This is a genomic window from Ensifer sp. KUDG1 (genome assembly GCF_050434285.1).
Lineage (GTDB): Bacteria > Pseudomonadota > Alphaproteobacteria > Rhizobiales > Rhizobiaceae > Ensifer.
Genome location: NZ_JBNDIG010000002.1, coordinates 631,179 through 651,594 on the forward strand (window position 1 = coordinate 631,179; position 20,416 = coordinate 651,594).

At 62.5% G+C, this 20,416-nt stretch carries 17 protein-coding genes; 13 read left to right on the forward strand and 4 right to left on the reverse strand.

The window, feature by feature from the left end; translation table 11 throughout:
- The first annotated feature begins 35 nt into the window (after nucleotides 1-35).
- Nucleotides 36-1,466 carry an NADP-dependent phosphogluconate dehydrogenase gene (gndA, locus tag M2267_RS08650; RefSeq protein WP_429113995.1) on the forward strand — a complete coding sequence of 477 codons (1,431 nt, stop codon included), beginning with the start codon at nucleotides 36-38 and terminating at the stop codon, nucleotides 1,464-1,466.
- Between the two features lie 83 nt (nucleotides 1,467-1,549).
- On the opposite strand, the gene M2267_RS08655 is transcribed toward gndA, so the two are convergent.
- From M2267_RS08655 to M2267_RS08670, 4 genes are all read right to left on the reverse strand, one after another.
- Nucleotides 1,550-1,738 carry a hypothetical protein gene (locus M2267_RS08655; protein ID WP_429113997.1) on the reverse strand — a complete coding sequence of 63 codons (189 nt, stop codon included), beginning with the start codon at nucleotides 1,736-1,738 and terminating at the stop codon, nucleotides 1,550-1,552.
- A gap of 170 nt (nucleotides 1,739-1,908) precedes the next feature.
- Complete coding sequence (locus M2267_RS08660; RefSeq protein ID WP_429113999.1) at nucleotides 1,909-2,271, reverse strand: hypothetical protein; 363 nt, start codon at nucleotides 2,269-2,271, stop codon at nucleotides 1,909-1,911.
- 330 nt (nucleotides 2,272-2,601) lie between these two features.
- On the reverse strand, nucleotides 2,602-4,224 hold the full coding sequence (locus M2267_RS08665; protein ID WP_429114000.1) for an ABC-F family ATP-binding cassette domain-containing protein: 1,623 nt from the start codon (nucleotides 4,222-4,224) through the stop codon (nucleotides 2,602-2,604).
- A 340-nt stretch (nucleotides 4,225-4,564) separates the two neighbouring features.
- Complete coding sequence (locus M2267_RS08670) at nucleotides 4,565-5,620, reverse strand: LacI family transcriptional regulator (protein ID WP_043625119.1); 1,056 nt, start codon at nucleotides 5,618-5,620, stop codon at nucleotides 4,565-4,567.
- Between the two features lie 521 nt (nucleotides 5,621-6,141).
- Between M2267_RS08670 and M2267_RS08675 the strand changes: the two genes are divergently transcribed.
- From M2267_RS08675 to M2267_RS08730, 12 genes are all read left to right on the forward strand, one after another.
- On the forward strand, nucleotides 6,142-7,377 hold the full coding sequence (locus M2267_RS08675; RefSeq protein ID WP_429114002.1) for an ABC transporter substrate-binding protein: 1,236 nt from the start codon (nucleotides 6,142-6,144) through the stop codon (nucleotides 7,375-7,377).
- A 205-nt stretch (nucleotides 7,378-7,582) separates the two neighbouring features.
- Nucleotides 7,583-8,491, forward strand: coding sequence for a carbohydrate ABC transporter permease (locus M2267_RS08680; RefSeq protein ID WP_429114003.1), 909 nt, complete (start codon nucleotides 7,583-7,585; stop codon nucleotides 8,489-8,491).
- A complete protein-coding gene (locus tag M2267_RS08685; RefSeq protein WP_427346739.1) occupies nucleotides 8,484-9,434 on the forward strand; it encodes a carbohydrate ABC transporter permease in 951 nt (316 codons plus the stop codon). Before M2267_RS08680 ends, M2267_RS08685 begins: the two co-directional genes overlap by 8 nt.
- A gap of 4 nt (nucleotides 9,435-9,438) precedes the next feature.
- Nucleotides 9,439-10,533 carry an ABC transporter ATP-binding protein gene (locus M2267_RS08690; protein ID WP_429114005.1) on the forward strand — a complete coding sequence of 365 codons (1,095 nt, stop codon included), beginning with the start codon at nucleotides 9,439-9,441 and terminating at the stop codon, nucleotides 10,531-10,533.
- 89 nt (nucleotides 10,534-10,622) lie between these two features.
- Nucleotides 10,623-13,097, forward strand: a complete 2,475-nt coding sequence (locus tag M2267_RS08695; RefSeq protein WP_429114008.1) for a beta-mannosidase — start codon at nucleotides 10,623-10,625, stop codon at nucleotides 13,095-13,097.
- Between the two features lie 5 nt (nucleotides 13,098-13,102).
- Nucleotides 13,103-13,792 (forward strand): D-lyxose/D-mannose family sugar isomerase, encoded by a 690-nt coding sequence (locus M2267_RS08700; RefSeq protein WP_429114010.1) that lies wholly within the window; start codon nucleotides 13,103-13,105, stop codon nucleotides 13,790-13,792.
- Between the two features lie 71 nt (nucleotides 13,793-13,863).
- Nucleotides 13,864-14,625 (forward strand): sugar phosphate isomerase/epimerase family protein, encoded by a 762-nt coding sequence (locus M2267_RS08705; RefSeq protein WP_429114013.1) that lies wholly within the window; start codon nucleotides 13,864-13,866, stop codon nucleotides 14,623-14,625.
- A gap of 15 nt (nucleotides 14,626-14,640) precedes the next feature.
- The gene (locus tag M2267_RS08710) at nucleotides 14,641-15,819 is read left to right on the forward strand and encodes a Gfo/Idh/MocA family protein (protein ID WP_429114014.1); all 1,179 of its coding nucleotides are present in this window, start codon (nucleotides 14,641-14,643) and stop codon (nucleotides 15,817-15,819) included.
- A gap of 140 nt (nucleotides 15,820-15,959) precedes the next feature.
- The gene (locus M2267_RS08715) at nucleotides 15,960-17,039 is read left to right on the forward strand and encodes a DUF4274 domain-containing protein (RefSeq protein WP_197067210.1); all 1,080 of its coding nucleotides are present in this window, start codon (nucleotides 15,960-15,962) and stop codon (nucleotides 17,037-17,039) included.
- 171 nt (nucleotides 17,040-17,210) lie between these two features.
- Nucleotides 17,211-18,239 (forward strand): L-glyceraldehyde 3-phosphate reductase, encoded by a 1,029-nt coding sequence (gene mgrA / locus M2267_RS08720; protein ID WP_043625145.1) that lies wholly within the window; start codon nucleotides 17,211-17,213, stop codon nucleotides 18,237-18,239.
- Nucleotides 18,240-18,515: 276 nt separating this feature from the next.
- On the forward strand, nucleotides 18,516-19,622 hold the full coding sequence (locus M2267_RS08725) for a TRAP transporter substrate-binding protein (RefSeq protein ID WP_192446345.1): 1,107 nt from the start codon (nucleotides 18,516-18,518) through the stop codon (nucleotides 19,620-19,622).
- 143 nt (nucleotides 19,623-19,765) lie between these two features.
- Nucleotides 19,766-20,179 (forward strand): cupin domain-containing protein, encoded by a 414-nt coding sequence (locus tag M2267_RS08730; RefSeq protein WP_429114018.1) that lies wholly within the window; start codon nucleotides 19,766-19,768, stop codon nucleotides 20,177-20,179.
- The last annotated feature ends 237 nt before the right edge of the window (nucleotides 20,180-20,416 follow it).

A 20,416-nucleotide genomic window follows, 5' to 3' on the forward strand; every position in this document is an offset into this window, starting at 1 on the left:
TCGCGCCCGGCACTTCTGTCCAAGGAGACAATCACGTGTCACAGGCGGAAATCGGCCTAATCGGCCTCGGCGTCATGGGCTCGAACCTGGCGCTCAACATCGCTGAAAAAGGCAACAAGATCGCGGTGTTCAACCGCACCGTCGAGGCCACGCACAAATTCTACGCGGAAGCCGGCGAACTCCAGGGCCAGATCGTGCCCTGCGACACCATTGAAGAATTCGTCGCCGCCATCCGCCCGCCGCGGCCGATCATCATCATGATCAAGGCCGGTGAGCCGGTCGACCAGCAGATGGAAATCCTGAAGCCGTATCTGGCCAAGGGCGACATCATGATCGATGCCGGTAACGCCAACTTCCGCGACACGATGCGTCGCTTCGAGGCGCTGAAGGACTCGGGCCTGACCTTCATCGGCATGGGCGTTTCCGGCGGTGAAGAAGGTGCGCGCCACGGCCCGTCGATCATGGTCGGCGGCAAGGAAGAATCGTGGAAGCGCGTCGAGACCGTGCTGACCTCGATCGCCGCGAAGTACGAAAACGACCCGTGCGTCGCCTGGCTCGGCGAAAACGGCGCCGGCCACTTCGTCAAGACCATCCACAACGGCATCGAATATGCCGACATGCAGATGATCGCCGAAATCTACGGCATCCTGCGCGATGGCCTGAAGATGTCGGCGACCGAGATCGGCGAAGTCTTCGGCACCTGGAACAAGGGTCGCCTCAACTCCTACCTGATCGAGATCACCGAGAAGGTGCTGAAGGCCGCTGATCCGCTGACCGGTAAGCCGATCGTCGACCTGATCCTCGACAAGGCCGGCCAGAAGGGCACGGGCAAGTGGTCGGTGATCGAGGCGCAGAACATGGGCGTTCCGGCAACCGCGATCGAAGCGGCCGTTGCCGCGCGCAGCATTTCGTCTGCCAAGGAAGAGCGCGAAGCTGCCGAGAAGATCCTCGGCCTGCCTCCGGTCGGCGAATTCAAGGTGGCCGACAAGGCTGCCTTCATCAAGGATCTCGAAAGCGCGTTGCTTGCCGCCAAGATCGGCGCCTATGCGCAAGGCTTTGCCGTGATGTCGGCGGCGTCCAAGGAGTTCAACTGGAACCTGCCGATGCCAACGATTGCCAAGATCTGGCGCGCCGGCTGCATCATCCGTTCGCAGTTCCTGGATGAAATCACCACCGCCTTCACCAAGGCGCCTGATGCCGCCAACCTGATCGTCACGCCGGCCTTTGCCGCCATGGTCAAGGACACCGACGGGGCACTGCGCCGCGTCGTCTCGGCGGCCGTTCTCGGCGGCTTGCCTGTGCCGGCGCTTGCCTCGGCACTCGGCTATTTCGACAGCTACCGCCGCGGCCGCGGCACGGCCAACGTCATCCAGGCGCAGCGCGACTTCTTCGGCGCGCACGGCTTCGACCGCGTCGATGGCGCCGACAGCCACCACGGACCGTGGGGCAGCGGCCTCAACGCCTAAGTACCGGATATCGGTCATGCAGTGCGGGGCGGCCTTTCAGGTCGCCCCGTTTGCGTTTGGGCGATGCCTGGCTCGATCGGGTGTTAGACAGTCATCGAGACGGAGGCCGGTCCTTCGGCTGCTTCACCACCACCCGTCGCGCTGGGATTGGAGCAGGACTTGATCGGCAGGATGACGAACAGCGAGGCGATCATCAGCACAACGATGATCAACACCAGCCTGTCGGTGAAGGCGGCGCGAAAGATCTGAAAGACATAATGTTTCATCTTCATCGTGCCCACGCGCTTTCTTCGCCATCCATGCCGGATGACCTTCGTGCACCGTGGACGTCATGCGTCCGTTCCTGTGAGTATGCGTCAGGGGAACGGTCGAAGGTGCCGATTGTTCCTGCAGGGACGGTTTGCGACACGCCCATGGCTAACACATAAGCCAGTGCAGGCGGCTAGCGCCGCGAAGCGCGGCGGCGGTCTTGCGACCCGTTGTGCTTGCCCGAGCCCTGAGAGCCCCGCAGCGTTTCGCGCTCGTCGGTGCGCCGCACGAAGGGCGTGACCGTGTTTGGCCGCGGCGTGCGGCGGCGTCGGTCCCGCAGCTTGCCCAGCCGCTTCGGTGGGTCGACGAAGATCACCAGCAGAAAGCCGATGGCCATGAGCAGGTAGGCCGGAATATCGGTCGTCGCGCTGCCGACGAAAGCACAAAGCATGGCGAGCGCCAGATAGATGCCGGTGGTGAGGGGATTGGACAGGAAGTCCCACGCGCTATCGGTCAACCGGTCTTTCCATGCAATTTTCGATGTCATGCCGAACATCACCTATCTCAAGTGATTGGCAGCGTGTGCTTGCTGCGATGGTGCCCCAGCCGTCCCAATATGTGACCGGTGCATGGCGCGACAATGACACTCAGACCTTTGGCTGCGAGAGTCGGACCAAAGTCCCATCGATTTCGCGCGGCGATCCGTTAGGATCGGTGGGCTGCCACGGCAGCGCTTCACAAGAACCTAGTTTTTTCAGTTCCGATTTAGAGCGGGGTCGCGTTTTGCGTCTGGGCTCTGCTTGCAGGTCCTCGGTCCCCGCCGAGGAAGGCGGTGACTGCGAAATGCTGGGCGCCGGCGCGCGACGCCCAGCTCGCTTTAAATCTGTCAGCCCCGGAGACCCGGCGCTTCCTGGCCGGTGCGCTCGACATATTCCGTATAGCCGCCGCCATACTGATGGATGCCTTCGGGCGTCAGTTCCAGCACACGGTTGGAAAGGGCCGCGAGGAAGTGGCGGTCGTGCGAGACGAAGAGCATGGTGCCTTCGTAGTCCGCGAGCGCCTTGATCAGCATTTCCTTGGTGTCGAGGTCCAGGTGGTTGGTCGGCTCGTCGAGCACCAGGAGGTTCGGCGGGTCGAAGAGCATGATTGCCATGACGAGACGCGCCTTCTCACCACCGGAAAGCACCCGGCACTTCTTCTCGACATCGTCGCCGGAAAAGCCGAAGCAGCCGGCAAGCGCGCGCAGCGGCGCCTGGCCTGCCTGCGGGAAGGTATCTTCGAGCTGCTGCAGCACCGTGCGGTCGCCGTCGAGCACGTCCATCGCATGCTGGGCGAAGTAGCCCATCTTGACGCTGGCGCCGAGCGCAACGTTGCCTTCGTCCGGTTCGGTCGAGCCGGCGACGAGCTTCAAAAGCGTCGACTTGCCGGCGCCGTTGATGCCCATGATGCACCAGCGCTCGCGGCGGCGGACCATGAAGTCCAGCCCCTCATAGATGCTGCGGCTGCCGTATTTCTTGTGCACGCCCTTGATGTTGATGACGTCTTCGCCCGAGCGCGGCGCCGGGCGGAATTCGAAGTTGACCGTCTGGCGGCGCTTCGGCGGCTCGACCCGGTCGATCTTCTCGAGCTTCTTCACCCGGCTCTGCACCTGCGAGGCGTGCGAGGCGCGTGCCTTGAAGCGCTCGATGAACTTGATCTCCTTGGCAAGCATCGCCTGCTGGCGCTCGAACTGCGCCTGCTGCTGCTTTTCGTTCTGGGCGCGCTGCTGTTCGTAGAAACCATAGTCGCCCGAATAGGCATTGAGCTGGCCGGCGTCGATCTCGATGATCTTGGTGATGATGCGGTTCATGAACTCGCGGTCGTGCGAGGTCATCATCAGCGCGCCGTCGTAGTTCTTGAGGAAGTCTTCGAGCCAGATCAGGCTTTCGAGATCGAGATGGTTGCTCGGCTCGTCGAGCAGCATCACGTCCGGCCGCATCAGGAGAATGCGGGCAAGCGCCACGCGCATCTTCCAGCCGCCCGAGAGCTTGCCGACGTCACCGTCCATCATTTCCTGGGAAAAGCTCAGGCCCGCCAGCACTTCGCGGGCGCGGCCCTCGAGCGCGTAGCCGTCAAGCTCCTCGTAGCGCGCCTGCACCTCGCCATAGCGCTCGATGATCGCGTCCATCTCGTCGAGGCGATCCGGATCGACCATGGCGGCCTCGAGCTCGCGCAGCTCGGCGGCGACTTCGCTCACCGGTCCGGCGCCGTTCATCACTTCGGAAACAGCGCTGTTGCCGGACATCTCGCCGACGTCCTGGTTGAAGTAGCCGATGGTGACGCCCTTATCGACGGCGACCTGGCCTTCGTCCGGGATTTCCTCGCCGGTGATCATCCGGAAGAGCGACGACTTGCCGGCGCCGTTCGGGCCGACGAGGCCGACCTTTTCGCCACGGTTCAGCGCGGCGGAGGCTTCGATGAAAAGGATGCGGTGGCTGAGCTGCTTGCTGATGTTTTCGATGCGGATCATGTCTGCGGTAGCCTGAAGGGAGGAGCGGGGCGCGCTCGCGCCCAATTGTTGCCCCGGCCTGTCGCAGGTTTCTGCGTCACAAGCAAGACTTGAGGGCGTTTCCACGTCGTTTCGCGGGGCCGATGACGAGCTTTCGGATAGCCAAGGCAATGGGGGTAGGCCATCTACAAGGTCCTCATTCCTGTGCTTGTCACAGGAATCCAGCCAGCCCAAGTCCTTGGGCTGAAAAGACTCTTCCGCGCCGCGGACGCGGCGCTGCTGGATCCCTGTGACGGGGCACAGGGATGAGGGCGGAGAACTGTTCGCCGGCCCCTTACTCTCTTGTGTGTGCTCGATCGCCTCAGGCGCGCAAACCACGGGAGATCGGCGGCTGGAACTCCGGCTGGCTGAGGCTCTGCAGCGTTTCCGCCGGCTGGCCGTCGATGTGTCCGATGACGGCTTTTGCGAGTTCACGGCCGGCCACACGGATGTCCTCGTACATGGTCATCACTTCCGGGCGCAGCCAGCGCAGGAAGTCGCTCGGGGACTTCGAGACCATGTCGCAGTCTTCGACAAGCTTCTTCTTGGCCATCTCCAGGCCGGCGATCAGCGCGATGGCACCGGAACCGCTGCCCGAGACGATGCCGTCGGGTGCGTCTTCGGAGCGCATCAGCACCTCGAAGGCGTCGCGGATCTCGACCAGCGAATGGTCGATATTGGTCTGGTGGAAGCCGACCGCATCGGCCTGGAAGTCGCGCAAGCCCCGCTCGAAGCCGGCGCGCATGTGCGAATAGAAGGTGAGGTGCGGCGGCGGCTCCAGGAGCACCAGCTTCCGCCTTCCGCGCGCCACCAGCTTGCGCACGGCCTCATAGGCGAAGCGCTCGTTGTCGAAGTCGTGATAGGGATGCACGATGCCCATTTCGGTGCGACCGTGGGTGACGAAGGGTAGGCCGCGTTCGGTCAGCAACGCCACGCGCGGATCATGCGGCTCCGTTCGCGAGATGATCACGCCGTCGGCTGCACCCGTGTCGAGGATATAGCGGATCGGCGCCATCGCGTCCTTGACGGCGCTATAGGGTGTGACGACCAGGTGATAGGGCGTGCCGGCGAGGATCTCGGTGATGCCGACGACCATCGGGCTGGTGATGCCCATGATCTCTTCTTCGAGCGTCAGGACGAGGCTGATGACATTGGTCTTGCCGGTGCGCAAACGCACGCCGGCGCGGTTCGGCTGATAGCCGATCTGCTTGGCGACGAGGCGGACGCGCTCCTTGGTTTCGGCGCCGATATCGGGCGCGTCCTTCAATGCGCGCGAAACCGTGGTGATGCCGAGCCCGGTCATGAAGGCGATCGTCTTCAGCGTCGGCCGGGCCCCATCCGGCAGTGACTGCGGCCTGTTTTTCGTCTTGTTGTCCATTGCCGTCACCCGCCCACTCTCTCGTCCGCACGTCGCCGGTTTGCCCACCCGGCAGCGAAACGCGTCGGTTCAGTCCCGTCCGCCGCGCCGTCGCGCTGTCACTTCCTCGCCTTATATACGAAAAGTCATTGGCGGCTATGCTGCTTTGGACGGATCAAATTGCTTCAAATCTGTAACGATACAGTTGCGATGTCGAGCGTTTTCGTTGCTGCACTGCGAAAGATGGAGCGGGCAGGTTGAATCAGAGCCTTCGACGCGTGATTTTTGCACGTGCGAACTGGCGATCCCGGCGATGGAGTGCTTTTCTTGCCGAAAATACATGAATTTCAGCAGGATATAGGGATTTCCCGTTGGCCGGCAATGTGCTGGCAGGGGGTGCAAAGCGCTTTGGAATGCCTCCGCCATCTACACGCAATAGGTGTTTTTTAAGATTCTGTTTAAATCGATTGTGGTGGGTGTTGCGTCCTGTAATCGATTGCACTAAGTTTTTTACGGTAACGTTACAGTGAGGGAGGAGACTCATGAATTTACGTTCTTTCGCCGCGGTGCTTTCAGCCGCCGTGGCCCTGCCGCTCGGTGCGGCGAGTGCCGCCGATCTTGAGGTGACCCATTGGTGGACGTCCGGCGGTGAGGCGGCGGCAGTCGCCGAACTCGCCAAGGCCTTCGATGCGACGGGCAATCACTGGGTCGATGGCGCGATCGCCGGCTCCGGCGGCACCGCCCGCCCGATCATGATCAGCCGCATCACCGGTGGCGACCCGATGGGCGCCACGCAGTTCAACCACGGTCGCCAGGCCGAGGAACTGGTTCAGGCCGGATTGATGCGCGATCTCACCGATGTCGCAACCCGCGAGCACTGGAAGGACATCATCAAGCCGGCGAGCCTGCTCGATTCCTGCACGATCGACGGCAAGATCTATTGCGCCCCGGTCAACATCCACTCCTGGCAGTGGCTGTGGCTGTCGAATGCCGCCTTCAAGACGGCCGGCGTCGAGGTTCCGAAGAACTGGGATGAATTCGTTGCCGCCGCACCGGCGCTCGAAAAGGCGGGCATCGTGCCGCTCGCCGTCGGCGGTCAGCCGTGGCAGGCAGCCGGCGCCTTCGACGTCTTGATGGTGGCGATTGCCGGCAAGGATACCTTCCAGAAGGTCTTCGGCGACAAGGACGAGGAAGTGGCCGCGGGCCCCGAGATCGCCAAGGTCTTCAAGGCGGCGGACGACGCCCGCCGCATGTCGAAGGGCACCAATGTCCAGGACTGGAACCAGGCGACCAACATGGTGATCACCGGCAAGGCCGGCGGCCAGATCATGGGCGACTGGGCGCAAGGCGAATTCGCGCTTGCCGGCCAGAAGGCTGGAACCGACTACACCTGCTTGCCCGGTCTCGGCGTCAACGAGATCATCTCGACCGGTGGCGATGCCTTCTACTTCCCGCTCCTGAAGGACGAGGAAAAGTCTAAGGCGCAGGAAGCGCTCGCTTCGACGCTGCTCGATCCGAAGACGCAGGTGGCCTTCAACCTGAAGAAGGGCTCGCTGCCGGTGCGCGGCGACGTCGATCTGGCTGCTGCCAACGACTGCATGAAGAAGGGCCTTGATATCCTTGCCAAGGGCAACGTGATCCAGGGCACCGACCAGCTGCTTTCGGCCGACAGCCAGAAGCAGAAGGAGGACCTGTTCTCCGAATTTTTCGCCAACCCGTCGATCACGCCGGAAGACGCGCAGAAGCGCTTCGCCGACATCATCGCCGCGGCGGAGTAACCGCAACTGCCTTGGCCAGCCTTGCTTCGGTAAGGTTGGTCAGGCCTCCCATGCGGCACGGTGCGTCCGTGCCGGCAGTCGGCGCGTGACGTGCGCGCGGGCTGCCTGGGAGTGGTTGTCGCCCTGATGAGGCATGACGCCGGCGCCATTTTCGCGCAGCGCTGCCCATCGTCCGAAACCCAATGCAGTTCCGGAGGAACGAAACATGGCGGGTCACACACGGAGTTCGGGTCGGCCGAACCAGTGGCTGCGGAACCTGAACGCGAAGATTGCCTCCGTCCCGATGATCCTGACGGCCGTGGTGATCTTCCTCGGTGGCACGATCTGGACGGTCGTCTATTCCTTCACCAATTCCAAGCTCTTGCCGCGGCTGTCCTTCGTCGGCCTCGATCAATACGAACGGCTGTGGGCAGCGCCCCGCTGGCTCATCTCGGTGCAGAACCTTGCCATCTACGGCATCTTCTCGCTGATCTTCAGCCTGCTGATCGGCTTCGTGCTGGCGGCGCTGATGGACCAGAAGATCCGCTTCGAAAACACCTTCCGCACCATCATGCTCTATCCCTTCGCCCTGTCCTTCATCGTGACGGGCCTGGTCTGGCAGTGGCTGCTCAATCCGGAATTCGGCATCCAGTCGGTGGTGCGTTCGCTCGGCTGGGAAAGCTTCACCTTCGATCCGCTCTATAACGCCGACATCGTCATCTACGGCATCCTGATCGCAGCCCTATGGCAGGGCACCGGGCTCGTCATGTGCCTGATGCTGGCCGGCTTGCGCGGCATCGACGAGGACATCTGGAAGGCGGCGCGCGTCGACGGCATCCCGATGTGGAAGACCTACATCTTCGTCATCATCCCCATGATGCGCGGCGTCTTCATCACCACGCTGGTGATCATCGCGAGCGGCATCGTCAAGGTCTACGATCTGGTGGTGGCGCAGACGAGCGGCGGTCCCGGCATCGCGTCGGAAGTGCCGGCAAAATACGTCTACGACTACATGTTCCAGGCACAGAACCTCGGACAGGGCTTTGCCGCCTCGACCATGATGCTCATCACCGTCGCCATCATCATCGTGCCTTGGGCCTATCTGGAATTCGGGGGAGGGCGCAAGCGTGTCTGATATCGTTGCTTTCAATTCTGTGGCGGAAGAAGCCGCACCCAAGGCCCAGGCCGCGCGTGTCCTCGCCGGTCCCCGCGGCGCCAAGCCCCGCCGGGCGCTTTCGGGCCGCAACATCATGATCTACGGCACGTTGATCGTCGTCGCGCTCTACTACCTGCTGCCGCTCTATGTGATGGTCATGACCTCGCTCAAGGGCATGCCGGAAATCCGGCTCGGCAACATCTTCGCGCCGCCGGTCGAAATCACCTTCGAGCCCTGGGTCAAGGCCTGGGCGAGCGCCTGCACGGGGCTCAACTGCGACGGGCTTTCACGTGGCTTCTGGAACTCTGTGCGCATCACGGTTCCCTCGACGATCGTCTCGATCGCGATCGCGTCGGTCAACGGCTATGCGCTCGCCAACTGGCGCTTCAAGGGTGCGGAACTGTTCTTCACCATCCTGATCGTCGGCGCCTTCATTCCTTATCAGGTGATGATCTATCCGATCGTCATCGTGCTCAGGGAAATGGGCATTTACGGCACGCTCACGGGCCTCATCATCGTGCACACCATCTTCGGAATGCCGATCCTGACGCTGCTCTTCCGCAACTATTTCGCCGGTCTGCCGGAGGAACTGTTCAAGGCCGCGCGCGTCGATGGCGCCGGCTTCTGGACGATCTACTTCAAGATCATGCTGCCGATGTCGCTGCCGATCTTCGTCGTGGCGATGATCCTGCAGGTCACCGGCATCTGGAACGACTTCCTGTTCGGCGTCGTGTTCACCCGGCCGGAATATTACCCGATGACGGTTCAGCTCAACAACATCGTCAACTCGGTCCAGGGCGTGAAGGAATACAACGTCAACATGGCGGCGACGATCCTGACCGGGGCGGTTCCGCTCTTCGTCTACTTCGTCTCCGGACGGCTTTTTGTCCGCGGTATCGCCGCCGGCGCAGTGAAAGGGTAACAACATGCAAAACGTCAGCGTATCGGTCAAAGACCTGTCGTTGAGCTTCGGTGCCGTCACTGTGCTCGACACGCTCAACCTCGACATCAAGGACGGCGAGTTCCTGGTGCTGCTCGGCTCGTCCGGCTGCGGCAAGTCGACCCTGCTCAACTGCATCGCCGGCCTGCTCGACGTCAGCGACGGGCAGATCTTCATCAAGAACAAGAACGTCACCTGGGAAGAGCCGAAGGACCGCGGCATCGGCATGGTGTTCCAGTCCTATGCGCTCTATCCGCAGATGTCGGTGGAAAAGAACCTCTCTTTCGGCCTGCAGGTCGCGAAAGTGCCGAAGGAGGAGATCGACAAGCGTGTCGGTCGTGCCGCCGAGATCCTGCAGATCCAGCCGCTCCTGAAGCGCAAGCCGTCTGAACTGTCGGGCGGCCAGCGCCAGCGCGTGGCGATCGGGCGGGCGCTGGTGCGCGATGTCGACGTGTTCCTGTTCGACGAACCGCTCTCCAACCTCGACGCCAAGCTGCGCTCGGAACTGCGCGTCGAGATCAAGCGGCTGCACCAGTCGCTGAAGAACACGATGATCTACGTCACCCACGACCAGATCGAGGCGTTGACGCTTGCCGACCGGATCGCCGTCATGAAGAGCGGCGTGATCCAGCAGCTTGCCGATCCGATGACGATCTACAACGCCCCGGAAAACCTGTTCGTTGCCGGCTTCATCGGCTCGCCGTCGATGAACTTCTTCCGTGGCGAGCTGCAACTTCGCGACCAGCGCGCCTATGTCCACGCCAACGGCGTCGATTTCGACGTGTCGGCCTATCCGTCGCGCGCACCCTTCGTGCATGGGCAGAAAGTCGTTCTTGGCCTCAGGCCTGAACATGTGCGCGTCGACGAAGCGGCAAGCGGAGCAGCGGCGTCGCACCGGGCGGTAGTCGATATCGAGGAACCGATGGGCGCCGACAATCTGCTCTGGCTGAAGCTTGCGGGACAATCGATGTCGGTGCGCATCGCCGGCCAGCGGCGCTATGCCCCGGGCACGGCGGTCACGCTTTCCTTCGACATGGGCGTTGCCTCGATCTTCGATGCAACGAGCGAGAATCGCCTTTAAACAATGAGATGGCGCCGGGCGGAATGCTGCCCGGCCCATCCCGACAATGACTGTGCCGGCGCTGCCGGTCGACCCCATGGAATACGACAATGCTCTCTGAGGACTACACCCGCACAGCCATCCGCCTCGATCTCTCGGGGGATTGGCAGCTCTCCTCCGTCGACAACAGCCACACGCTGGCAATCGCGCTGCCGGGCGACGTGCACTCGGCATTGCAGAAGGCCGGCGTGATCGACGATCCCTATGTCGGCCGCAACGAGAACGACGTGCAGTGGGTAGCGCATAAGGACTGGGTGATCGAGCGCACGGTGTCGGTCGCGGCTGCGGACCTCGCTGGCCATTGGTATCTCGACCTCGAATGCCTCGACACGGTCGCGTCCGTCTTCGTCAACGACAAGCCGGTGCTCGAGGCTGAGAACTGCTTCCGCCGCTATCGACCTGATGTTTCGAAGGCGCTCGTCGCCGGTGAAAACCGCATTCGCATCGTGTTGCATTCCTCGATTGCTGAAGGCGCGCGGCGGCAGGCGGAGCAGCCCTTCTACGTGCCCTATCACCCTGGCAATTCACCGATCGCCAACGGCAATATGCTGCGCAAACCCCAGTGCCATTTCGGCTGGGACTGGAACCTCGCGATAGCGCCGCTCGGCGTCTACGGAGAGATCGCCCTTTGCCGGCTGGAGATCGCGCGCATCGAGCATGTGACGACGAAGCAGGTCTGGCTGGAGGATGGCAGCGTCGATCTGGTGGTGACGCTGACGCTCTTTGCCGATGGGCCGGGCATCGTGCCGGTGCATTTCTCCCTCGATGAGGACCGCGAACGGCTGGACTGCGCCGTCGGCAAGGGCGAGACACGCATCACCCATGTCTTCACTGTGAGCGAACCCAAACGCTGGTGGCCGGCCGGCAGTGGCGAGCAGCATCTGTCAAAGCTGACGGTCGAGGTGCCGCAAGAGCAGGTAACGCGCCAGATTGGTTTGCGCACCATCGAGCTTCTGACCGACAAGGACGAGGCGGGCAGCCGCTTTGCTTTCCGCGTCAACGGCCGGGAGATCTTCTGCAAGGGCGCCAACTGGATCCCGGCTGACGCGCTGGCGTCGCGGGTGACGCGCGAAGGCGTCGAGGATCTTCTGACCTCGGCGGTCGATGCCAACATGAACATGATCCGGGTGTGGGGCGGCGGATTCTACGAGCCGGACTGGTTCTACGATCTCTGCGACCGGCTCGGGCTCCTGGTCTGGCAGGACTTCATGTTCGCCTGCAATCTCTATCCCTCGACGCCGGATTTCCTCGAGAATGTCGCCGCCGAGGTGGACTATCAGGCCAAGCGCCTGTCGTCGCATCCGTCGATCGCGGTCTGGTGCGGAGACAACGAGCTCGTCGGCGCGCTGACCTGGTTCGACGAGCCGCGCAAGGATCGCGACCGCTATCTCGTCTCCTACGACCGCCTGAACCGCACCATCGAGGTTGCGCTGAAGGCGGCGCTGCCAGAGGCGATCTGGTGGCCGTCGAGCCCGGCGTCCGGCTATCTCGACTTCGGCGACGCCTGGCATGCCGATGGTTCCGGCGACATGCACTACTGGTCGGTCTGGCACGAGAACAAGTCGTTCGACAACTATCGGACCGTGCGGCCGCGCTTCTGCTCGGAATTCGGCTTCCAGTCCTATACCTCGATGCCGGTCATTCGGCAGTTCGCGGCCGAGAAGGATCTCAACATCGCGTCGCCCGTGATCGAGAGCCACCAGAAGAATGTCGGCGGCAATGAGCGCATCGCCGGCACGATGTTCCGCTACTTCCGCTTCCCTAAGGATTTTCCGAGCTTCGTTTATCTGAGCCAGGTGCAGCAGGGACTGGCGATCAAAACCGCCGTCGACTACTGGCGCTCGCTGAAGCCCCATTGCATGGGCACGCTCTACTGGCAGCTCAACGACACCTGGCCGGTCGCCTCCTGGTCGAGCCTCGACTATGGCGGCAGCTGGAAGGCGATGCATTACATGGTGCGGCGCTTCTTCCAGCCGGTGTCGGTCGCCGCCATTCCGTCTACCGACGGCAAGGAGATCGCCTTCTCGATGGTCAACGACATCGCCGAGCCGGTGACCGTCGAGCTACAGACCTTCCTCGTTTCGCTCGACGGACAGCGCACGCCGCTCGCGGCGGTCGCCGGTACCTGCAGCCCGGACCGGGCGGCAACGCTGGCGACGATCGCAGCTTTCGACATTCCGGAAGGCGACCTGTTGTTCTGGTCCTTCGAGGCGTCGAACGGCATGCGCGGCGAGGGGCACCATGTCAACGGCACCTACAAGGCGCTGGACCTCAAGCCCTCCGGCCTGACGCTCGACGTGGCGCCTGCGGGCGAGGGCGCTTTTGATGTCACAGTCAAGGCGAGCGGCCTGGCGCTGCATGTGATGATCGAGGCGGATGTCGCCGGGCGCTATTCCGACAATGCGTTCGACCTGCTCTCCGGCGAGACCAGGGTCATCCGCTTCACCCCGAAAGTGCCGCTTGGCGCGGGGGAACTGCCGCGCTTTGCCGCCTTCGATCTCGAATCCTGCCAGGGAAAGGGCTGACCGCCATGAAACGCAGCCACGTCAACGACATCATCGCCGAAAGCGATGCCTTCATGAAGAGCTTCGGCTTCACCCTGCCGCCCTTTGCCTACTGGTCGCCGGAGCAGCTGAAGGTGCGTGTCCGGTCCGACAGCCCGACGATCTTTGACGCCCGGCTCGGCTGGGACATCACCGACTATGGCAAGGGCCGCTTCGACCAGTTGGGCCTCGTGCTCTTCACCCTGCGCAACGGCAATGCCGCCAATCTGAAAACCGGCCACGGCATGGTCTATGCCGAAAAGCTGATGATCACCGCCAAGGATCAGGTCAATCCGTTGCACCGGCATGCGGTCAAGACCGAGGACATCATCAATCGCGGCGGCGGGTCGCTGGTGCTGCAGATGTATAACTCCAAGCCCGACGGCAGCGTTGACGAAGAGAGCGACGTGGTTGTCGCCACCGATGCGCGCCTGCGCACGTTCAAAGCCGGCGATCTCTTGAAGCTGAAGGCTGGCGAAAGCGTCACGCTGCTGCCTGGTAACTGGCACGCCTTCTGGGCGGAAGGCGCGGACGTGCTGATGGGCGAAGTCTCGACCGTCAACGACGATCTCACCGACAACTACTTCCGCGAGCCTGTTGGTCGCTTCTCGGCGATCGAAGAGGACGCAAGCCCCACCCATCTGCTGGTGTCGGACTACGACACCTGGCTCAAGTGATCCCAAGGCCCCGACAATCCCAAGCCGCCTTTAGCCCCCCAAGGACCCAAGACGAAATCGAGGAGGATTTCATGAAGGACGTCAGTTTCCAGCTCTATAGCGCCCGCAATTTCCCGCCTTTCGCCAATGTGCTGAAGGCGCTCGGCGATGCCGGCTACAGCCAGGTCGAAGGCTATGGCGCGCTCTATGCAGCACTCAGCGATGCCGAGATCGCGAGCTTCAAGGAAGGTCTCGACGAGAACGGCCTTGCCATGCCGACCGCCCATTTCGGTCTGGACATGCTCGAAAGCGATCCGGCCCGTGTGCTCGAAATCGCCAAGGCGCTCGGCATCAAGGCGATCTATTGCCCTTACCTGATGCCGGACCAGCGCCCGACCGATGCCGCCGGCTGGCGTGCCTTCGGCGAGCGGCTGCAAAAGGCCGGCAAGCCCTATCGCGACGCCGGGCTGATCTTCGGCTGGCACAACCACGACTTCGAATTCTTTGCCCTGCCTGATGGCAGCATCCCGCAGGATCTGATCTTTGCGGGCGGACCGGATCTCTCCTGGGAAGCCGACATCGCCTGGATCATCCGCGGCGGTGCCGACCCGATCGCCTGGATCAAGAAGTACGGCAACCGCATCACCGCCGTGCACGTGAAGGACATCGCGCCTTCGGGGGAGAAGAAGGACGAGGACGGCTGGGCCGATGTCGGTGAGGGCACCGTCGACTGGAAGGGGCTGTTCCAGGCACTTTCCGGCACCAAGGCCCGCTACTTCATCGCCGAGCACGACAACCCGAGCGATTTCCAGCGCTTCGCCAAGCGCTCGCTCGCCTCCATCCAATCCTATTGAGAAGCAGGTTCATCCATGACCAAGGAACTTGGCGTCGGCATCATCGGATGCGGCAACATCTCCACCACCTACTTCAAGCTTGCTCCGCTCTTCAAGGGCATCAAGGTCGTCGCCTGCGCCGACATCAATCCGGCCGCGGCCGAGGCGCGGGCGGCCGAATACGGCGTCGAGGCCCAGAGCATCGAGGCGCTGCTTGCCAATCCTGACGTCGACATCGTCGTCAACCTGACGATCCCGGATGCGCACTATCCGGTGTCGAAGGCGATCCTCGAAGCGGGCAAGCACGTCTATTCGGAAAAGCCGCTGGTGCTCTCGCTGGAGCAGGGCGAGGAACTGCGTTCGATCGCCAAGGCGAAGAGCCTTTCCGTGGGCTGCGCGCCCGATACCTTCCTCGGCGGGGCGCATCAGCTTGCGCGCAGCGCCGTCGATGCCGGCAAGATCGGCCGGGTGACCTCGGGCACCTGCCACGTCATGAGCCCGGGCATGGAGATGTGGCATCCGAACCCGGACTTCTTCTTCCTGCCCGGCGGCGGTCCGATCCTCGATCTCGGCCCCTATTACATCGCCAACCTGATCAACCTGATCGGACCGGTGAAGCGCGTGGCGGCTTTGACGACGATGGCCAATCCGACCCGCACCATCACCAGCGAGCCGCGCAAGGGCGAGGTGATCCCGGTCAAGACCCCCACCAACATCCACGCCTTGCTCGAGTTCGAGAACGGCGCGACGATCACGCTGTCGGCCAGCTGGGATGTCTGGTCGCATCGCCACGCCAATATGGAGCTCTACGGCACCGAAGGCTCGCTCTATGTGCCCGATCCGAACTTCTTCGGCGGCACGGTGGAAATCAGCGGACAGGACAAGAACGTCCAGCCGCTCGAGCCCTGGGACCATCCCTTCGGCATCGCCAACCAGGAGCACCCGCAGGGCCCGATGGCGAACTACCGCACCGCCGGCCTTGCCGACATGGCGCTCGCCATCCTTGAAGGTCGGGACGCCCGCTGCTCGCTCGACCGCGCGCTGCACGGCGTCGATGTCATGGTATCGATCCTGAAATCCGGCGAGGAAGGGCGGTTCATCGAGCTTTCCACCACCTGCACCCAGCCGGCAGCCCTCGGCATCGAGGAGGCGAGGGCGCTCTTGCGCGCCGTGGAAGAGGACGCATCGAGCGAAAGGCGTGCCGCCGCCTCGTAAGTCTACGACCTTGCACCGGGGCGTTTCCAAGAGTGGAGCGCCCCGGTGAGATGGACGGTGAGGACACATTTCCAACAGCGCTTAACACCTCGGCAATGCAGAGTGCGTATACACCCAAGATACAATCTGGGGGTGTTGGAATGCGTGTCGAGACACTGTTTTGGATCGCCGTTGTCGTCCTGAGTTGCCTGTTTCTTCTCTACCGGCATTTGGACCGGCGAAGGCTGAGCAGGGCACTCGGCAAATTGCCGGAAATCTACGGCGCGGCTCGTGCAAGCTTTCTGTCCGGTTCGCGCGCAGCGCCTTCCTCAAGTCAGCCGCGGCACGCCATGCTCGGTGCGCTGCAGGCGCTCTCCGAGACCAAGAACGGTGAGCCGCCGCCGGCATTTGCCGACCTCAGCAAGCGCGAGCGGCGTCTTTTCGAATTGTTGCACGCAACAACGTGCATGAACGATCGTGAATTCAAGCGGACGCTCGCCCGGCTTTCCAAGCAGGAGCAAAAGACGTTCCAACAATTGCGCGACATTTACGGTGGGCCGCCGCCACGCAGATCGTATGTTCGGCAGATGATCGATCACGTGGCCGTTTACAGGCGGGTTCGGCGCAAAGCCAAGCTCGACGCGGAGGCTAAACGGGCCTCGGATGCCCGTTGGGCGGCAGAATATTATTTCTGGGAGATTCCAGACATTTTGCAGTGGTTGAGGACTGAAGCGCCGCGAGATCCTGATCTGTGGCACCTGTTGCCTGGTCTCAATTGGGACTATCCGGAGCTCTACGACGTGCTGTTATGGGTTGTGACCCAGCCCGAATGCGATGCTGCAACGGCGATACTCATCCTTCATCTGATGGCGCCGGATGTCGCAATGGATAAAGCTTCGCGCGGTACCCGATGGCTCAAGCCTGGTGAAGTGGAGCCAGCGGAAATTACGGAGGTGAAGCTTCTCGCCATGATCAGCGTGCGATCGGAGGATTCCAGTTTCGCACGTCACGAACTGGCGCCGGATGGGCTTTGTACTACCGAGAGCAATGCCGGACTGCTTGACATGATGCTTTCAGAAAAAGAGCGCATCGAAGCGGCTGGTCGGAATGTGCCTTTCCCGTTGCCGGTGAAACTCCTGTCGACGCCAGTTCCTGTGACGGGGCGAATGCCAGCTACACCCTATGAAGCGCACGACGATCGCTTGCTCCTGGCGAAATCGAAAAATCTCCAGGCGGTTTAGGCAGCCTGAGCCGCAACGCGAAAGTGTGCAAATCACCTCGATATCGATTCCGGGTCTTCCGCATATGCGCTAGAGCTTTTCCTGTCGGGTATCCGCGAGCACTGCGGAGCCCCTTGAGTTCGCCGGATGGCTGTTCCCACGCCATCCGCACCCGATCGCGGAGGAATTGCGATGACCTGGCTACCGGCGGAAAACCGCTACGACACCATGAAGTATAACCGCGTCGGCCGTTCCGGCCTGAAGCTGCCGGCGATCTCGCTCGGGCTCTGGCACAATTTCGGTGGCGACACGCCGCATGACCGCAAGGTCGACATGTGCCGCACCGCGTTCGATCTCGGCATCACTCATTTCGACCTCGCCAACAACTACGGCCCGCCTCCGGGCTCGGCCGAAACCGCCTTCGGCGAGATCATGCGCACGGATTTCGCCCACCTGCGCGACGAGCTGATCATCTCGTCCAAGGCCGGCTACGACATGTGGGCCGGCCCTTACGGCGAATGGGGCAGCCGCAAATACATGATCGCGTCGTGCGACCAGAGCCTGAAGCGCATGGGCCTCGACTATGTCGATATCTTCTATTCGCACCGCTTCGATCCGGAGACGCCGCTCGAAGAGACCTGCGGCGCGCTCGACCATATCGTGCGCTCGGGCCGCGCGCTCTATGTCGGCATCTCCTCCTACAATTCGCAGCGCACTCGCGAAGCCGCCGCGATCCTGAAGGATCTTGGCACGCCGTGCCTTATCCACCAGCCGAGCTATTCCATGCTCAACCGCTGGATCGAGGATGACGGGCTGATCCACACGCTCGAAGACCTCGGCATCGGCTCGATCGTGTTTTCGCCGCTGGCTCAGGGCATGCTGACGACCAAGTATCTCGGCGGCATCCCGTCCGACAGCCGGGCTGCGCAGAACCACTTCCTCAAGAAGGATTTCATCCGCCCGGAAATCATCGACAACATCCGCAAGCTGAACGGCATTGCCGAAAAGCGCGGCCAGACGCTGGCGCAGATGGCGCTCGCCTGGGTGTTGCGGAACGGCCGCATCACCTCGGCGCTGATCGGCGCGAGCCGCTCGGAGCAGATCGTCGATTGCGTCAAGGCGCTCGAAAACGACACGTTCACGGCCGACGAACTGGCCGAGATCGATCTCTACGCGCGCGAGGCCGACATCAACCTCTGGGCCAAGTCGGCCGAGCTCTGATTTTGACCGAAAATATTGATTTGCCTGCATTTTGGGCAAATCTCATTGCTTTCCGGCGCATTAGACAAAAGTCGAATAGGTGCCGGAAAGCGGCTTCTGGACATGATCAGGTGTTTCTGTAAGGTGCGACAATGCCTGGCGGTTGCGATGCCTGTTTGCGTCGTCTTCGGCGGGTAACGAGGAGGAGAGCCACCCATCGTCCGGGAAGGGGCAGGGTGGATTGATGGGTGGAGGCGCGTCGTGCCCGCCCTTTTGGCGAGAACTAGGGGAGGAACCATGGATCGCCGTTCATTCATGAAAAACGCAAGCCTTGGCGGCTTGGCCGCAGCCGGTGCCGCAGCACTGGCGACGCCGGCGCTTGCGCAGGCAAACCCGAAGGTGAACTGGCGCCTGGCATCGTCGTTCCCGAAGTCGCTCGACACGATCTATGGCGGCGGCGAAGTGCTGTCGAAATACGTCTCCGAAGCGACCGACGGCGCGTTCCAGATCCAGGTCTTTGCCGCCGGCGAAATCGTGCCGGGCCTGCAGGCTGCTGACGCGGCTGCCGCCGGTACGGTCGAAGCCTGCCACACGGTCGCATACTATTACTGGGGCAAGGACCCGACCTGGGCGCTCGGTGCGGCCGTTCCTTTCGCGCTCAACGCGCGCGGCATGAACGCCTGGCACTACCATGGCGGCGGCATCGACCTCTTCAACGAATTCCTCGGCACGCAGGGTCTCGTCGGCTACCCCGGCGGCAACACCGGCGTGCAGATGGGCGGCTGGTTCCGCAAGGAAATCAAGACGGTCGCCGACATGCAGGGCCTGAAGATGCGCATCGGCGGTTTCGCCGGCAAGGTCGTCGAGAAGCTCGGCGTCGTGCCGCAGCAGATCGCCGGCGGCGACATCTATCCGGCGCTCGAAAAGGGCACCATCGACGCCGCCGAATGGGTCGGCCCCTATGACGACGAGAAGCTCGGCTTCTACAAGGTCGCGCCCTACTACTACTATCCCGGCTGGTGGGAAGGTGGCCCGACGGTCCACGCCATGTTCAACAAGGCGGCCTTCGAAGCGCTTCCGAAGAACTACCAGTCGCTGCTGCGGACCGCCTGCCAGGCGACCGATGCGAACATGCTGCAGAAGTACGACTACTTGAACCCGGCGGCGATCAAGCGGCTGGTTGCTTCCGGTGCCAAGCTCAGCCCGTTCAGCGCCGAAATCCTGTCGGCCTGCTTCGACAAGGCCAACGAAGTCTATGCGGAGATGGAAGCCTCGAACCCGACCTTCAAGAAGATCTGGGACTCGATCAAGGCTTTCCGCGGCGAGTACTACCTCAACGCTCAGATCGCCGAATACAACTATGACACCTTCATGATGATCCAGCAGCGCGGCGGCAAGCTCTAAGCTTTCTCCCTTGCTCACGGAAACGGGCCGCTCGCGATATCCTCGCGGGCGGCCTTTTCGTTGCGGATCGCACAGCGTGTCGCGCGCCGTCGCTTCCGCATTTCGTGATATGGTTGCTGCCTCAACAGGACGGAGGAAGAGCCATGCCAAGCGAAGGCCAATCCGTCGTGCTCGGTCCCGACGAGGGGCGGCGCTACGACATGGGCGCGATCCAGGCGGTGTTCAAAGCCGATGGCGCCGAGACCGCGGGGCGTTTCTCGATCTCGGAATGGTGGCTGGAGGCGCGGCATGAAGGGCCGGGCGCCCACAGCCATGACGACAATGACGAGATCTTCTATGTGATCGAAGGCACGGCGAGCGTGCTCGTCGGCGACACATGGCACCGCAAGCCGAAGGGTTCGCTGTTCGTCATCCCGCGCGGGACGATGCATGACTTCAAGAATGAGAGCCGGGCCCGCATGGGGCTGCTCAACGTCTATGTCGGCGGCCCTTTCGAGGAGGTGATGCCCATGATTGTCGACTGGTATCGGGACAATCCGGCCAAGCGGATCGAGTGAGGCGGGCGGGGTCGTTGGTCGGCTTGGTGACGACCGATTCTCCGGCGGTTAGGCCATTCCTGCCGAGTGCTATGAAGCCTCTGAGTGGCTTGTGACCTCGAGGTCGCCCCACTCTCCGTCATCCTCGCCCTTGTGGCGGGGATCCAGCGACCCGACGTCCGTCGGGTCAAAAGACCCTTTCAGCCCAACGACTTGGGCTGTCTGGATTCCTGTGACGAGCACTGGAATGAGGGAGAT

Coding starts and splice junctions, on each gene's coding strand:
- M2267_RS08730 (WP_429114018.1), top strand. CDS start 19,766: ATGCCAAGCGAAGGCCAATCCGTCGTGCTCGGTCCCGACGAGGGGCGG.
- M2267_RS08705 (WP_429114013.1), top strand. CDS start 13,864: ATGAAGGACGTCAGTTTCCAGCTCTATAGCGCCCGCAATTTCCCGCCT.
- M2267_RS08655 (WP_429113997.1), bottom strand. CDS start 1,738: ATGAAGATGAAACATTATGTCTTTCAGATCTTTCGCGCCGCCTTCACC.
- M2267_RS08670 (WP_043625119.1), bottom strand. CDS start 5,620: ATGGACAACAAGACGAAAAACAGGCCGCAGTCACTGCCGGATGGGGCC.
- M2267_RS08690 (WP_429114005.1), top strand. CDS start 9,439: ATGCAAAACGTCAGCGTATCGGTCAAAGACCTGTCGTTGAGCTTCGGT.
- M2267_RS08695 (WP_429114008.1), top strand. CDS start 10,623: ATGCTCTCTGAGGACTACACCCGCACAGCCATCCGCCTCGATCTCTCG.
- M2267_RS08700 (WP_429114010.1), top strand. CDS start 13,103: ATGAAACGCAGCCACGTCAACGACATCATCGCCGAAAGCGATGCCTTC.
- M2267_RS08675 (WP_429114002.1), top strand. CDS start 6,142: ATGAATTTACGTTCTTTCGCCGCGGTGCTTTCAGCCGCCGTGGCCCTG.
- M2267_RS08710 (WP_429114014.1), top strand. CDS start 14,641: ATGACCAAGGAACTTGGCGTCGGCATCATCGGATGCGGCAACATCTCC.
- M2267_RS08665 (WP_429114000.1), bottom strand. CDS start 4,224: ATGATCCGCATCGAAAACATCAGCAAGCAGCTCAGCCACCGCATCCTT.
- M2267_RS08660 (WP_429113999.1), bottom strand. CDS start 2,271: ATGTTCGGCATGACATCGAAAATTGCATGGAAAGACCGGTTGACCGAT.
- M2267_RS08725 (WP_192446345.1), top strand. CDS start 18,516: ATGGATCGCCGTTCATTCATGAAAAACGCAAGCCTTGGCGGCTTGGCC.
- mgrA (WP_043625145.1), top strand. CDS start 17,211: ATGACCTGGCTACCGGCGGAAAACCGCTACGACACCATGAAGTATAAC.
- M2267_RS08680 (WP_429114003.1), top strand. CDS start 7,583: ATGGCGGGTCACACACGGAGTTCGGGTCGGCCGAACCAGTGGCTGCGG.
- M2267_RS08715 (WP_197067210.1), top strand. CDS start 15,960: ATGCGTGTCGAGACACTGTTTTGGATCGCCGTTGTCGTCCTGAGTTGC.